The sequence below is a fragment of the Micromonospora lutea genome, assembly GCF_016863535.1.
Lineage (GTDB): Bacteria > Actinomycetota > Actinomycetes > Mycobacteriales > Micromonosporaceae > Micromonospora > Micromonospora lutea.
The window spans coordinates 19350-32462 of record NZ_BOPB01000006.1 but is presented as its reverse complement, the minus strand read 5'-3'; the positions used below and the strand labels follow the sequence as shown (position 1 = coordinate 32462).

The window sequence follows — 13113 nt, the reverse complement described above, 5'->3', positions numbered from 1 at the left end:
CGTGGTCGGCGGTCCCGCCCTTCCCGGCTGGTCACCGGGCAGGGCGGGACCGCGCCGGTCTACTGCTGTTGGACGAGGCGGTCGAAGTTGGGCTGCCGGTCGAGCACCTGGTACTTGCCGGCGAGCGTGGCCAGTGACTCCAGGCTCGTCCGGTCCAGTTCCCAGCTGAAGCGCGGCAGCTTCACCGAGTCCGCGACCGGCTCCGGGAGCTCCAGATTGTCCTTGATCGCCTGACGGACGGCCGTCTCGTTGGCGGAGTCCTGCGCCCACGCGAGCGTTTCCTTCATCGCGGCCGTGAAGTCGGCGATCAGCTCGGCGTCGGAATCCAACCGCTCCTTCGTCGCGATCGTGGTCAGCGTCGCGAGTCCGGGCGCCACCGCCTGGTAAGGCGCGACGATGAAGGTGTCACCACGGTTGCGAAGCTGGGTGACGAAGGGTTCCGGCACCCAGGCGGCGTCGATGTTGTCGGCTTCGAGCTGGGCTGGGACGTCGGGGAAGGCGACCTCGACGAACTTGATGGTGGAGGGGTCACCGCCGTCCTTCTCCACCGCAGCCATGATGGTGACGTCGCCGGCCGCTCCCAGGCTGTTGACCGACACCCGCTTGCCCGCGAGCTGCGCCGGCCTGGTGATGCCCGACTTGGCCGAGGCCACCACGGCGTTGATGTCGTCGCCCTCAGCGTAGGACGACGCGTAGTTGCCGATGATCACGACGCCGAGATCCTGCAGGTCGGCCCGGAACGGGCCGAACGGCTGACCGATGGCGAAGTCGATGTCACCGTTGATGAGCGCGGGGATGGCCTGAGCGCCGCCCTGCGCGGGCAGCACCTCGACGGAGAGTCCGTGTTTGGCGAAGATGCCGGCCTTCATGCCGCCCCACAACGCGGCGGTCTCGGTGATGGGCAGGGCGGCGACGCGAACCTGGCGCAGTTCGCCGCTGTTCTCTCCCGAGGGGGTGGCGTCCGAGTCCGTACAACCAGCGAGCGCGATCGCGAGACCCGCGATCAGCCCGAGTGTGAAAACCTTCTTCATCGACAAGGCCCTTCCTGGGCGGGGGTGGTGGGTGCGTCAACACCGACAGGTGCCTTGAGACCTACGGCGGGCCCGATGTGAGTATGATCACCCGGCCGTGTTGGCCCATCGTCGGCCACCGCCCACCAAATGTCAAGAAATTCTGACGCCCGTCATGGATCGTTTAAATATCGGTTTCGAACGTCAGCCCAGCGCCCGGACCAGCTCGGTACGGGAGCGGATGCCCAGCCGGTGGTAGATGTTGCGCAGGTGGTGGTCGACGGTCCGGGTGGACAGGAACATCTGCGAGGCGACCTCCCGGTTGGTGGCACCGGAGGCGACCAGGTGGGCGATGCGCAACTGCTGGCCGGTGAGCAGCCGCACGGCGTGCGGGTCCGGCGTACCGACGGACTCCCCCGCCGCCCGCAGTTCCACGGTGGTCTGCCGCGCCCACACCTCGGCGCCGAGCAGGGTGAAGTCCTGCCGGGCCCGGTGCAGGTGACCACGGGCCTCACGGGGGCGACGAGCGCGGCGCAGCTCCCGGCCGAAGAGCAGCTCGGTACGTGCCCGTTCGAAGGTGGCTGCGTCGGAGGGGTGCAGGGACAGCGCCGTGCGGAACTGCTGCTCGGCCTCGGCGCTGCCGCGCGGGGCCAGCAACGCGTGGCAGCGGGCCGACAGCGCTCGGCGCAGCGGGCTGGCGGTACTGCCGGCCCAGTGGTCGAAGACGGCGAGCGCGGCGCGGGCCCGGGCGTGCCTACCGGCGTGCGCGGCGGCCTCCACCAGGTGCGGAGTGGCCATCACCTGGACGAGGACCTGACCGCGCCCGGTACCGGGGCTGGCCAGCGCGGCCAGGCGGTCCGCGGCGTCTGCGTACCTGGCGTCGACCAGGTCCAGCACCGCGAGGGCCCACTGGGCGAGGGCGTGTGGGCGACTGCCCGGTACGGCCGCGTCGCCCAGCTCGGCGACGTGGCCGAGACTGGTGTCGCGGTCGGCCCGTACCGCCGCGAGCACGGCGAGCAGGCCGAGGTGCACGCCGGCGCTGGTGTGCTGGCCGGCAGCCCGCGCCACCCGTAACCCTTCCCGGCAACTCTTGGTGGCGGCGTCGTGCCGGCCCAGCCAGTACTCACTCATCGCGCGTAGTTCGAGCGCCCTGGGCAGCAGGGACACCTCGCCACGTTCGGCCGCCAGTTCGACGGCGCGGTCAGCGAGCCGGTACGCCGCGGCGTCCACCGCCACCAGCAGGCCAGCCACGGCCGCACCACTCAACGCGGTCGGGTTCAGTTCGGCGTCGGTCAGCCGGCCACCGAGCACCACCGCGCGGCGCAGCAGCGGGCCGCCGTCGGCATGCGCACCGCGCAGCGTGGCGGCGACCCCGGCGACCTGGGTGGTCAGCAGCTCCACCCACGGCGGATCCCCGTCGCGGCGAAGCGCCGCCATCCGGCGGGCCACCTCGGCGTAGCGGTACTGGTCACCGGAGAAGCAGACGGCCTCACCGGCCCGCACCAGCGCGACCAGCGCCGACTCGCGGTCGACCTCGGCCAGCGTCGTCGCGGCCGCCAACAGGGTCGGCAGCGCGGCCGGCGCGGAGCCGCAGCGCAGCCGCATCTCGCCACGCAGCAGTTCGGCGAGCCCGCCGGTGCCCGCGACGCGGTGCAGCAACGCGTGGGCGCGGTCGGGATCTCCCGCCTGCCAGGCGTAGCGGGCGGCGGTGACCTGCCGTCGGGCGGCGAGCACCGGGGCGTCGCTGAGTTCGGCGGCCCGGGCCAGCGCCGTCGCGGCGGCGGACCGGTCCGCCCGGTCGCTCACCGCCTCCTCCAACTCTGTCGCCAGGGCCGGGGCCGGTCCGTCCGTCGCCGCGGCCAGGTGCAGGGCCCGACGCAGCCGGGCCTCGGTGCCGTCGAGCGTGGCGGCGAGCAGCAGATGGGCGTCGCGACGCGCGGCGAGGGAGGCGGTCGCTTCGACCATGGCGCGGGCCAGCGGCCGGGGAAAGACAGCCCCACCGCGGACGGTGAGCCGGATCAGGCCGGCGGCCTCAGCCGGTGCGAGCGCCGCGAAACTGTCGCCGGCCGCTCGCAGCGCCCGGCCCAGCGTGACCGGGTCCACGCCGTGCTTCTGATCGGCCTGGGTCGGGGCGGCGAGCGCGGCCAGCAGCAGTGCGCGCCCCGTGTCGGCGGGCAGGCGGGACAGCAGGCCGCGATACGCCCGGCCCAGGTCGCCGTCGGCCGGCGGTGCCGTGGGCAGCGGTTCCGCGCCGTGCCACTGGCCGGGCGTCAGCGAGTCCGCGAGGTCGATGAGGGCCTGCGGGTTTCCGGCGGCCAGGGTGCTCAGGGCGGCCAGCACCGGCCCGGGTGGTGGCGGTCCCGGGCAACGCGCGGTCAGCAGGGCGTGGCTGTCCGATCCGTCGAGCGGCAGCAGCCGGCGGCTGGGGATCGCGTCCGCTGCACTGTCGCTGCCAGCGGTGAGCAGCAGGACGACAGGCAGCTGCGGCAGCCGCCGGGCCACGAAGGTCAGCAACCGCGCCGTCGGGGCGTCGCCCGCGTCGAGGTCGTCCATGGTGCACAGCAACGGGCCGTCGTGGGCGGCCTCGGCGAGCAGCCCGAGTACGGCGTGGGAGAGCACGAGTTGGTCCTGGTCGCGACAGCCTTCACCGGCCACCGCGCGGCGCAGCACCTGCCGTTGTCGTTCCGGCAGGGCGCTCGCGCGGTCGAGCACGGGGTCGAGCAGCCGCTGCAACCCGGCGTAGGGCAGCATCGCCTCGTCGGGCAGGCCGGCGGCGGCGAGCAGCCGGCGACCCCCACCGTGCCGGTGGGCGTACGCCAGCAACGCGCTGCGCCCGGAGCCAGGCTCGCCGTGCAGCAGCAGCGCCCTCCCGGCCGGCGCGGCGAGCAGGGCCCGGATCTCCCGGCACTCCGCCTGCCGACCCCGCAGCACAGCTATTTGCACCGTCGATGCACTAACCATGCATCGAGTCTCGCCTATCGGTCGTCGCTTGAGAAGGGGTGATTATCGGGGCGGCGCAGGTCAGCGGTCGGCCGGCTCGGCCAGCAACGCGGCGACGGTGCGGGTCATCACCGCCCGGGCGGCGTCGACGCCCAACCCGAGACCGTCGCGCAGGGTCGACCACGCCGGCCAGGTGCTTGCCGCCACCACCGCGTTGACCAGCTGTTCCCGCGCCGGCCCGGCGCGGTCCAGCTCCTCGGCGAACAGCTGCTCGATCTCGTCGCGTACCCGAGCGATGTGCTTGAGCCGGTTGCGGCGCAGCTGCGCGGAAACGGGTTCGCGCATCTGTGCCGCCCGAGCCGACGGCGCGATCAGTTGGAGCAGCTTCGCTCGCTGCCGGCAGAACGCGTCGACCCGTTTGGCCAGCGGCAACGCGGGCGCGATCGGCCGCCAGGCGGCGTCCTGCTGGCGGAGCAACTCCGCGCCGCTGGCCTCGAACAGCGTCTCCATGTCCTTGAAGTTGGTCCAGAGCGTACGCAGGGAGATGCCGGCCCGCTCGGCGATGCGCTCACCGGTCGGGCGCAGGTCGCCCTCGGAGATGAGCGCGAGATGCGCCTCGACGATCGCGGCCCGGGTGCGCTCGGCCCGGGCGGTGCGTCCGTCGACCCGACCGGCCGCCTCGGCACTGACCATCCCCGCCGTCCCCCTCATCCCTGGCGTCGCGTTCGTGCGAGCCGAGTCTAGGCCGCTGTGGTCGCGGCGGGCCGACGACCATCGGCGCACCTCGCCGGTGCGCACCGCCCGGGGTCCGGGTCCGGACGGTGCACACCGGGCTGGTGGATCAGGCGGTCGGCACGCCGTTGGCCGGCGGCGTCACCGGCGGCGCGGTGTACTCGTTGACGGGTCCGTCGGCCTCGTCGGTCTCGTAGGTCGGGCCGAAGAAGCGCTGCTCTCCTCCCTCCACCCGGCTCAGCCGGCCGCCGCCGTAGCCGGAGTGGTCGGTGTCGGAGAACCGCAACGGCGCCACGCCGGGCCCCTGGTAGCCGCCCTTGCGGACGGCCTCGACCAGCGACTCGCGGGTGAGATCCTTGCCGGCGGCCAGCAGCACCTGCACGAACAGATATCCCACCGCCATGCCGTAGACGGTGTTGCCGTCGAACTCCGCACCGCCGTTGTGCTCCGCGTTGATCTTGGTGAAGAGCTGGATCCACGGATCGTCGGTGTCACCCTGCATCGGCAGGTAGTTCAGGCCGACCAGGCCCTCCAGCAGTCCGGCGGCGTCGCCGAGCTGCCGGGCCAGCGTCGGGTGGTCGGCGCCCACGTTCGACACCACCCACTGCGGCCGGAAGTCCAGTCGGGCGGCGGTGCCGACGGACAGCGCGGTGAAGCCAGGCACGGTGGCCAGGATGACGACCTCGCAGCCGGCGGCCTTGAACGCGCCGATCTGCGGCGCGACGTTGGTGTTGCTGGTGACGTACGTCTGGCGGTCGGTCACGCCGTCGGCGCCGAGCACCTTCTCCACGCCGGCCAGCGCGTCCCGGCCGAAGTCGTCGTCCTGCCCGAGGAAGCAGACCTTGCGGCCGGGCGACGTGGTCTTCACGTGGTTCGCCAGGATCTTGCCCTCGACCGTGTAGTCGGGGTTGAAGCCGAAGGTGTTCGGGTAGCGCTCGGGCTGGTCCCAGTTGCGACTGCCGGAGGCAACGAAAAGATCGGGCACCCGGTTGGTGTGCAGGAAGTCCAGCACGCCGGTGTGGGTCGGCGTGCCCAGCCCGTTGAGAATGGCGAAGACCTTGTCCTGCAACACGAGTTGCCGGACGACCTGCTGGGTGGTCGAGGGGTTGTACCCGTCGTCCATGATCTTGTAGGTGATCGAGCGGCCGTGTACGCCGCCGTTGGCGTTGACGTAGTCGAAGTACGCCTTCGTCGCCGGGGCGATCTTCGAGTAACCGGCGGACGCCGGACCGGTCAGCGGCATGTGGGTGCCGACGATGATCTCCGTGTCGGTGACGCCGGGCACCGGTTCGCCCGACCCGGGACCGTCGTCGGCGCAGGCAGTGGAGCTGAGCAGCAGGGTGAGGGTGGTGGCGATCACGAGACCGCGCCGTGCCGTGGTTCGCATGGGACACCGACCTTTCATCGGTCCGGTAGCGGGAGTTGGTTGGTGGGGTGAGTGAGGTGGAACGGTTACGACCGCCTGACCGGCCAGCGGGCGCGCAGCGCCCCGGTCAGCCGGGAGAGAAGCCCTTGCACGCCGCCGGGCGCGGCGATCATGACGACGATCAGGGTGCCGCCGAAGATCGCCAGCGGCACGTTGCCCTCCAGCCGCTGCGCCGCCGCCGGCGAGAGGGTGAACAGGTTGGTCAGGGAGTGCGTGAGGTCCGGCAGGGCGACCAGCAGGAAGGCGCCCCAGACCGCCCCGGCGAGCCGGCCGAGACCCCCGATGACCACCGCCATCAGCAGGAACAGCGACAACGTCAGACCGAACGCGCCGGGTGACACGCGCTGCGCGAGCACCGCCAGCAGGGCACCGCCGAGGCCGGCGCTGGCCGCGCTGACCACGAACGCGATGACCTGGGTACGGGCGACGTGGATCCCGGCGAGGCGGGCGGCGACCTCGTCGTCACGGACCGCCCGGAAGGAGCGGCCGTACCGGCTGCGGACCAGGTTGGCCAGCAGCACCAGGCAGAGCAGGGTCGCCGCGGCGGCCACCCAGAGCTGCCACCGCTCGTGCGGAAAGTAGAGACCCAGCCCGGCCGGTGCGGGCGCCACCGGCACCGGCAGACCCTGCTCGCCGTTGAAGACGCCGTCGAAGGTGACGGTCAACGCCGGCACCACCACCGCCACGGCCAGGGTGAGACCGGCCAGGTACGGCCCGCGCAACCGGGCGGCGACCACCCCGACGACCGCGCCGACGACGACGGTGGCCAGGACCGCCACCACCAGCGACACGATTAGCCACCCACCAGCGATGAGGCCCCGCTCGGCGAAGGCGCTCTGCGTCAGCGCCAGGGCGTACGCGCCGGTGGCCATCAGCGCGCCGTGCCCCAGCGAGAGCTGCCCGCAGAGCCCGGTGAGCACGGTCAGCCCGGCGGTGGCGCAAAGGTAGGCCGCCACGGTGGCCAGCTGGAAGTTGCGGAACGAGTCGAGTTGGTAGCTGGCCATCAGCACCAGCAGCGCGACGCCGGCCGCGACGGCGAGGTGGCGGAGCAGGGTCGGCACCGCCCGACGGGGCCGGGTGGACTCGACGGCGGTGGCTCGGCCGGGACGCGCCGCCGCCCGGGTGGCGCTCACACCCGCCTCGCGGTGACCGGAGCGAACAGCCCGCCGGGACGCACCAGCAGCACCGTCATCAGCAGCGCGAGCACCGCCAGCGGGATGAGGTCGCCACCGGCGTACCCGCTGACGTAGGAGAGCAACAATCCGACCCCCAGGCCACCGACGACCGCGCCGGGTGGGCTGTCCAGCCCACCGATCACCGCGGCGGTGAACGCGGAGACGAAGACCAGGTCCATCGCGTGTGGGTGCAGACCCAGCTCGGTGGGAATGACCAGCATCCCGGCCAGGGCCCCGACGCCCGAGGCGAGCGCCCAGCCGAGGGTGAGCATGCCACCGACGTTCACCCCGAGCAGCCGGGACACCTCGGGCGCGAACGCCGCCGCCCGCATCCGGAGCCCGATCGCGGTCCGGGTGAAGATCCAGACGAGGGCCGCGCCCACCACCCCGACGGTGGCGAAGACGAACAGGTCGTACGGGGACAGCACGGCGGTGCCGCCCACCGTCAACGCGCTCCGACTGAACGGAGTCTGAGCGGGCAGGTACTCGTTGCCGTACACCATGCCGAGGACCGCCTGGATCAGCAGGACCAGCCCGAGCGCGACGATCACCGGGTTGAGTGGTGAGCGGTGGTCCACCAGCCGCATCACCGCGATGTCGACCACCGCGCCGAGCAGCAGGCCGGCGAGCAGCGCCGCACCGAAGCCGAGCCAGTACGAGCCGGTCGCGGCGGTGACGCTGTACGCGACGTACGCGGCGGCCACCGCCATCGCCCCCTGGGCGAAGTTGACGATCCGACCGGCCCGCCAGATGAGCACCAGGGCTAGCGCGAACGCGGCGTAGACCGCGCCCCTCGACAGGCCGTCGAGGGTGAGGAAGAGGAAGCGGTCCACGGTCCTCCTTGCGTTCTCAGAATCCGAGGTACGCGTGGCGCAGGTCGGCGTCGTCACGCAGCCGGGCGGCCGGAGCCGCCAGGGCGATCCGACCGAGCGACATCACGATGCCCTGGTCGGCCACGGCCAGGGCGCTGCGCACGTTCTGCTCCACCAGCAGCACGGTCAGCCCGTTCTCGTCGCGCAACCGGCGCAGCAACGCCATGGTCTGGGCCACCACGCGGGGCGCCAGGCCGAGCGACGGTTCGTCCAGCAGCAGCAGGCGGGGCCGGCCGACCAGGGCCCGGCCGAGGGCGAGCATCTGCCGTTCGCCACCGGAGAGCTGGTGGCCGAGGTGCCGCCGGCGCGCGGCCAGCGGCTCGAAGAGCTGGTAGACCTCGTCGAGGGCGCGCGCGGCGTCGCCGCGGTCCCGCCGCCACAGCGCGCCGAGGCGCAGGTTCTCCTCCACGGTGAGTTCGCCGATCACGCCGCGCCCCTCCGGCACGTGTGCCACCCCGCGCCGGACGAGTTGCTCGACCGCGGTGCCGCGCAGGTCGCGGCCGTCGAGGAGGATCCGGCCGGCGGTGGGACGCAGCATGCCCGACAGGGTGCGCAGCAGGGTGGTCTTGCCCGCCCCGTTGGCGCCGATGACGGCGGCGATGGTGCCGGTGGGCACCCGCAGGTCGACGTCGTGCAGCACCGGCACCGGCCCGTACCCGGCGGCCAGGGCTTCGACGGTGAGCAGGTCGGCGGTCACTACGCGGCCTCGTCGACGGCCGCACCGAGGTAGGCGTCCACCACGGCCGGGTCCTCGCGGACCGCCTCGGGTGCCCCGGCGGCGACGACCCGCCCGAAGTCGAGCACCACGATCCGGTCGCAGACCGCCATCACCAGGTCCATGTGGTGTTCCACCAGCAGCACGGCGCAGGGATCGGCGGCCCGGTGCGGCAGCCCCCGGATCAGCTCCGCGAGGGTGTCCACGTCGTCGGCGCCGAGACCGCCGGCCGGTTCGTCGAGCAGCAGCAGGCGGGGACGGGCGGCCAGCGCGCGGGCGAGCCCGACCCGCTGGCGTACCGCGAAGGGCAGGGTGCCCGGCGCGGCGTCGGCGTACCCCGCGATGCCGAGCTCGTCCAGGACGGCGCGGGCGTGCTCGCGCAGCCGACGCTCGTCGCGGTCACTGCGGGGCAGCCCGAGCAGCGCCGGCAGCAGGCCGACGCGGGCGGTGTGGGTGGCCCCGGCCATCACGTTCTCCAGGACGGTGAGCCCGGCGAACAGTCCGGTCCCCTGCAACGTCCGGGCGATGCCCAGCCGGGTCAGCCGGTGCGGTCGTGGCCGCAACGGCCGGCCGTCGAGGGTCAGCGTGCCGGTGTGCGCGGTGACGAAGCCGCACACGACGTTGAACAGCGTGGTCTTGCCGGCCCCGTTGGGGCCGATCACCCCGACCACCTCGCCCGGTCCGACCTCGAGGGAGACGTCGTCGAGCGCCGTGAGGCCCCCGAAGCGGACGCCGACCTGGTGCAGTGCGAGACCGTCCGCCATCAACCCGCCCCTCAACCTCGCGGCCAACTTATTACACTCGGAGTGTACGTTTCTCGCCGGTTCCGTCAATACCCTCGACACCCGGTTGTTACCTACCGGTATGGCCTGCCGTGACGTCGTCGACGGTGCCGGGCGCGGGCAGGTCGACCAGCCGGGCCAGAGCGGCCCGGTGCCGATCGGCGGTGCCGAAGGCGATCGCGGCGCTCTTGGCCCGCTTCAGGTAGAGATGAGCCGGGTGTTCCCAGGTGAAGCCCAGCCCGCCGTGCAACTGGACGCAGGCCTCCGCCGCCCGGACCGCCACCGGGCCGCAGTACGCCTGGGCGAGCGCGGCAGCCAGCGCCGCCTCGGAGCTGGCGGCGTCCAGCCGGTCGGCGGCATGCCGGGCCACCGCCCGAGCCTCGGTCAGTTCCACCCAGAGGTCGGCCAGCCGGTGCTTGACCGCCTGGAACGAGCCGACCGGCCGACCGAACTGGTGGCGCTGCCGCACGTAGGCCACCGTCGTGTCCAGACACCACTGGGCTATTCCGACCTGCTCCGAGGCGAGCAGCGCCGCACCCGCGGTCAGCGCCGCCGTCACCGCCGTGTCGGCCGCCGGGCCCACGGCGACCGGGCGGGCCGGCGCGGCGACGAACTCGATGTCGACAAGCGGCCGGGTGCCGTCCAGTGACACCACGGAGTGCCGCCGTACCGCCGGCTCGGCGGCGTCGACGGCGTACAACCCGTCGCCGGCCGGGACCAGCAGCAGACCGTTCGGCGCGGTGTCGGCCACACCAGGCACCCGACCGGACAGCGTCGGCCCGGGGCCGACCGTGACCGGTCCGGGGGCCGCGTCGGGCGCGGTGGCGAGGCCGACCGCCAGCGCCACGTCGCGTGCGGCGGCGGCGACCTGGCGCAGCAGGGTGGACTCGCCGCAGGCGAGCAACGCCCGGGTCGCCACGACAGCGCCGAGGAAGGGCACCGGCGCGACCGCCCGGCCCAACTCCTCCAGCACCACCGCGACCTCCCGGAAACCGGCCCCCGCGCCACCGTGCTCGACCGGCACGGCCAGGCCGGTCACCCCGATCTGGTCGACCAGCAGACGCCACAGCGTCTCGTCGTACGACTCACCACCGTCAACGGCGGCGAGCACCCGCTGCCACGGTGCGTGCGCGACCAGCAGCGCCCGGACGCTGCCGCGCAGCGCCTCCTCGTCGGCGTCGTAGAGCAGCTCGGTCATCGGTCCACCCGGGGTTCGGCGGGCAGCCCGAGCACCCGCTCGGCGATGATGCTGCGCAGGATCTCCGACGTACCGCCCTCGATGGAGTTGCCCCGGGCCCGCAGGTAGCGGTAGGTGGCGGTGCGGCCGAGCAGGTCCGGTTCGACCGGGCGGCGCATCGTCCAGTCGTCGTGCCGCAGCCCTTCGGCACCGCGCAGTTCCACCTCCAGACCGCTGATCCGCTGGCTCAGCTCGGCGAAGGAGAGCTTCACCGCGGAACCCTCGGGGCCGGGTTGACCGGCGGCGATCAGTTGGCGCAGACGCAGGGCGGCCAGGCGGGCCGCCTCGGCGCGTACCCAGGCGTGCAGGACCTCCTCGTGCAGGCCGCCGGTCCGCAGGTCGGGACGTTCCCGCCACAGCCGGGCCAGCACGCCGACCATGCCGCCCTCCCGGGGCATCGGTCGGCCACCGATGGCGACACGTTCGTTCATCAGCGTGGTGCGGGCGATCTGCCAACCGTGCCCGACCGCGCCGACCCGGTGGGTGTCGGGTATCCGGACCCCGGTCAGGAAGACCTCGTTGAACTCGGCCTCGCCGGTGACCTGCCGCAGCGGACGCACCTGTACTCCTGGCGCGGTCATGTCGCAGACGAAGTAGGTGATGCCGTGATGCTTCGGGGCCGCCGGGTCGGTGCGGGCCAGCAGGATCGCCCAGCGCGCCTCGTGGGCCAGGGACGTCCACACCTTCTGGCCGTCGACCACCCAGTCGTCACCGTCGGGCACCGCCCGGGTGCGCAGGCTGGCCAGGTCGGACCCGGCGTCGGGCTCGCTGAACAGTTGGCACCACACCTCCTCGCCGGTCCAGAGCGGTCGCAGCCAGCGCTGGCACTGGGCCTCACTGGCGTGGCGCAGCAGGGTGGGCGCGGCCATGCCGAGACCGATGCTGTTGCGCCGGGGCTGGTTGTCCGGGGCCCCGGCCTCGGCGAAGGCGTCGTCCACCACCGCCTGCAGGTCCGTTGGCGCACCGAGGCCACCCCGACCGGGCGGATGGTGCACCCAGGCCAGCCCGGCGTCGAAGCGGGCGCGTAGGAAGCCGAGGCGATCACCGCCCGGGTCGTGCCTGCGCAGGAACGCGGCGACCAGCGCGCGCAGCCCGTCGGCCGTGTGGTCGGACACTCACCCACCTCCAGCATTATTGCACTGTCAATGCAATATAAGGCCGCCGGTCCACGGGACGGAAGACCGGCGGCCAGGCGATCCGGGGCGGACGCGTCGCGCCCGCCCCGGTTGACGTCAGTGCGGGCAGGTGTTGCGGTACTCCTCCACCGCCAGGCCGCTCGGGCCGGGGCAGAGGAACTGCTCGTAGCGGGTGTCGTCGTCGACGAACCGCTTCAGCCAGGCCACCATCTGCTTGGCGGTGGGGGTGTTCACCGTGTTCGGGAAGAAGTGCCCCTCGTTGTTGAGTTCCAGGTACGCCTTCTCGGTGGCGGCCGGGATGCTGTTGTAGAACGGCTCGGAGTGCGACGAGACCGAGGCGACGGAGTCGCTCTCACCGCCGATGATCAGCGTCGGCACCCTCAGGTTCGACCAGTTCTTGGTCAGGTTCCACGGGGCCAGCGGCACGGCGGCCTGCAACGACGGCCGGCTCGCCGCGGCCTCCAGGCTGCCGCCGCCACCCATGGAGTGCCCGGCCACCGCGAGCCGACTCGCGTCGATCCGACCACGCACCGAACTGCGCTCGGTCAGGTAGTCCAGCGCGGCCAGCAGTTGCCGGCCCCGACTGCTCGGCTGGTCCAGGCGGGTGATGGTGTCGATGCCGATGACCACGAAACCGTGCGAGGCGATCCGCGGGCCCAGCCAGTCCAGGCTCGACCAGGAGGCGGTGTAGCCGGGCGAGATGGCTACCGCGCCGAAGGTGCCCGCCGTGGTGGTGGTCGGGTAGTAGATGACACCGCCGCCAAAACCGCTGACCAGCGAAGAGACATTCGTCGACGAGGTCGCGAAGGGGCCACGGCTGGCCTCGAGGATCGCGTTGGTCGGGTCCGGTCCCCGCTCGTACGGGTTGGCGGCCTGGGCGGGGGACGAGGTGGCGACGACGCCACCGGCGGCCACGACGGCGGCCATCGCCAGTCGGGCCAGGAGGGAGACGGAACGGGAACGGGTGGTGGTGGTTGATCGCACGTCGGATACTCCCTTGGGTTGGAGTGGTATCGACTGTGATCAGTGTTTGGGGCACCGAGCCAGCACCGCATCGGCAAAATCACCAGTCCCTGGGAGATGAAAGG

11 protein-coding genes are annotated in these 13113 nt (G+C 72.8%); all 11 read right to left on the bottom strand.

The annotated features are described in order from the left end of the window. Positions 1-59: 59 nt before the first annotated feature. Positions 60-1031 (bottom strand): ABC transporter substrate-binding protein, encoded by a 972-nt coding sequence (locus tag Vlu01_RS06585; protein WP_203995483.1) that lies wholly within the window; start codon positions 1029-1031, stop codon positions 60-62. 183 nt (positions 1032-1214) lie between these two features. Beyond that, positions 1215-3971, bottom strand: a complete 2757-nt coding sequence (locus tag Vlu01_RS06580; protein ID WP_203995481.1) for a helix-turn-helix transcriptional regulator — start codon at positions 3969-3971, stop codon at positions 1215-1217. Between the two features lie 60 nt (positions 3972-4031). Next, complete coding sequence (locus tag Vlu01_RS06575) at positions 4032-4643, bottom strand: TetR/AcrR family transcriptional regulator (protein WP_203995480.1); 612 nt, start codon at positions 4641-4643, stop codon at positions 4032-4034. A 148-nt stretch (positions 4644-4791) separates the two neighbouring features. Next, positions 4792-6069, bottom strand: coding sequence for an ABC transporter substrate-binding protein (locus Vlu01_RS06570; RefSeq protein WP_203995478.1), 1278 nt, complete (start codon positions 6067-6069; stop codon positions 4792-4794). A gap of 65 nt (positions 6070-6134) precedes the next feature. Then, the gene (locus Vlu01_RS06565; protein ID WP_239095745.1) at positions 6135-7241 is read right to left on the bottom strand and encodes a branched-chain amino acid ABC transporter permease; all 1107 of its coding nucleotides are present in this window, start codon (positions 7239-7241) and stop codon (positions 6135-6137) included. Then, complete coding sequence (locus tag Vlu01_RS06560; RefSeq protein WP_203995476.1) at positions 7238-8116, bottom strand: branched-chain amino acid ABC transporter permease; 879 nt, start codon at positions 8114-8116, stop codon at positions 7238-7240. The genes Vlu01_RS06565 and Vlu01_RS06560 overlap by 4 nt, the downstream gene beginning before the upstream one ends. Before the next feature lie 16 nt (positions 8117-8132). Beyond that, positions 8133-8852, bottom strand: a complete 720-nt coding sequence (locus Vlu01_RS06555; protein WP_203995474.1) for an ABC transporter ATP-binding protein — start codon at positions 8850-8852, stop codon at positions 8133-8135. Then, a complete protein-coding gene (locus Vlu01_RS06550) occupies positions 8852-9634 on the bottom strand; it encodes an ABC transporter ATP-binding protein (protein WP_203995472.1) in 783 nt (260 codons plus the stop codon). Before Vlu01_RS06550 ends, Vlu01_RS06555 begins: the two co-directional genes overlap by 1 nt. Positions 9635-9722: 88 nt before the next feature. Next, positions 9723-10850 (bottom strand): acyl-CoA dehydrogenase family protein, encoded by a 1128-nt coding sequence (locus Vlu01_RS06545; RefSeq protein WP_203995468.1) that lies wholly within the window; start codon positions 10848-10850, stop codon positions 9723-9725. Continuing rightward, on the bottom strand, positions 10847-12004 hold the full coding sequence (locus Vlu01_RS06540) for an acyl-CoA dehydrogenase family protein (RefSeq protein WP_203995466.1): 1158 nt from the start codon (positions 12002-12004) through the stop codon (positions 10847-10849). The genes Vlu01_RS06545 and Vlu01_RS06540 overlap by 4 nt, the downstream gene beginning before the upstream one ends. Positions 12005-12121: 117 nt before the next feature. Then, positions 12122-12952, bottom strand: a complete 831-nt coding sequence (locus tag Vlu01_RS06535; RefSeq protein WP_203995549.1) for an alpha/beta hydrolase family protein — start codon at positions 12950-12952, stop codon at positions 12122-12124. Positions 12953-13113 lie beyond the last annotated feature (161 nt).

What these genes read in the sequence shown, in the direction of transcription:
- Vlu01_RS06570 (WP_203995478.1), bottom strand. Translation starts at nt 6,069, where the DNA reads ATGCGAACCACGGCACGGCGCGGTCTCGTGATCGCCACCACCCTCACC.
- Vlu01_RS06580 (WP_203995481.1), bottom strand. Translation starts at nt 3,971, where the DNA reads ATGGTTAGTGCATCGACGGTGCAAATAGCTGTGCTGCGGGGTCGGCAG.
- Vlu01_RS06550 (WP_203995472.1), bottom strand. Translation starts at nt 9,634, where the DNA reads ATGGCGGACGGTCTCGCACTGCACCAGGTCGGCGTCCGCTTCGGGGGC.
- Vlu01_RS06575 (WP_203995480.1), bottom strand. Translation starts at nt 4,643, where the DNA reads ATGGTCAGTGCCGAGGCGGCCGGTCGGGTCGACGGACGCACCGCCCGG.
- Vlu01_RS06535 (WP_203995549.1), bottom strand. Translation starts at nt 12,952, where the DNA reads ATGGCCGCCGTCGTGGCCGCCGGTGGCGTCGTCGCCACCTCGTCCCCC.
- Vlu01_RS06585 (WP_203995483.1), bottom strand. Translation starts at nt 1,031, where the DNA reads ATGAAGAAGGTTTTCACACTCGGGCTGATCGCGGGTCTCGCGATCGCG.
- Vlu01_RS06545 (WP_203995468.1), bottom strand. Translation starts at nt 10,850, where the DNA reads ATGACCGAGCTGCTCTACGACGCCGACGAGGAGGCGCTGCGCGGCAGC.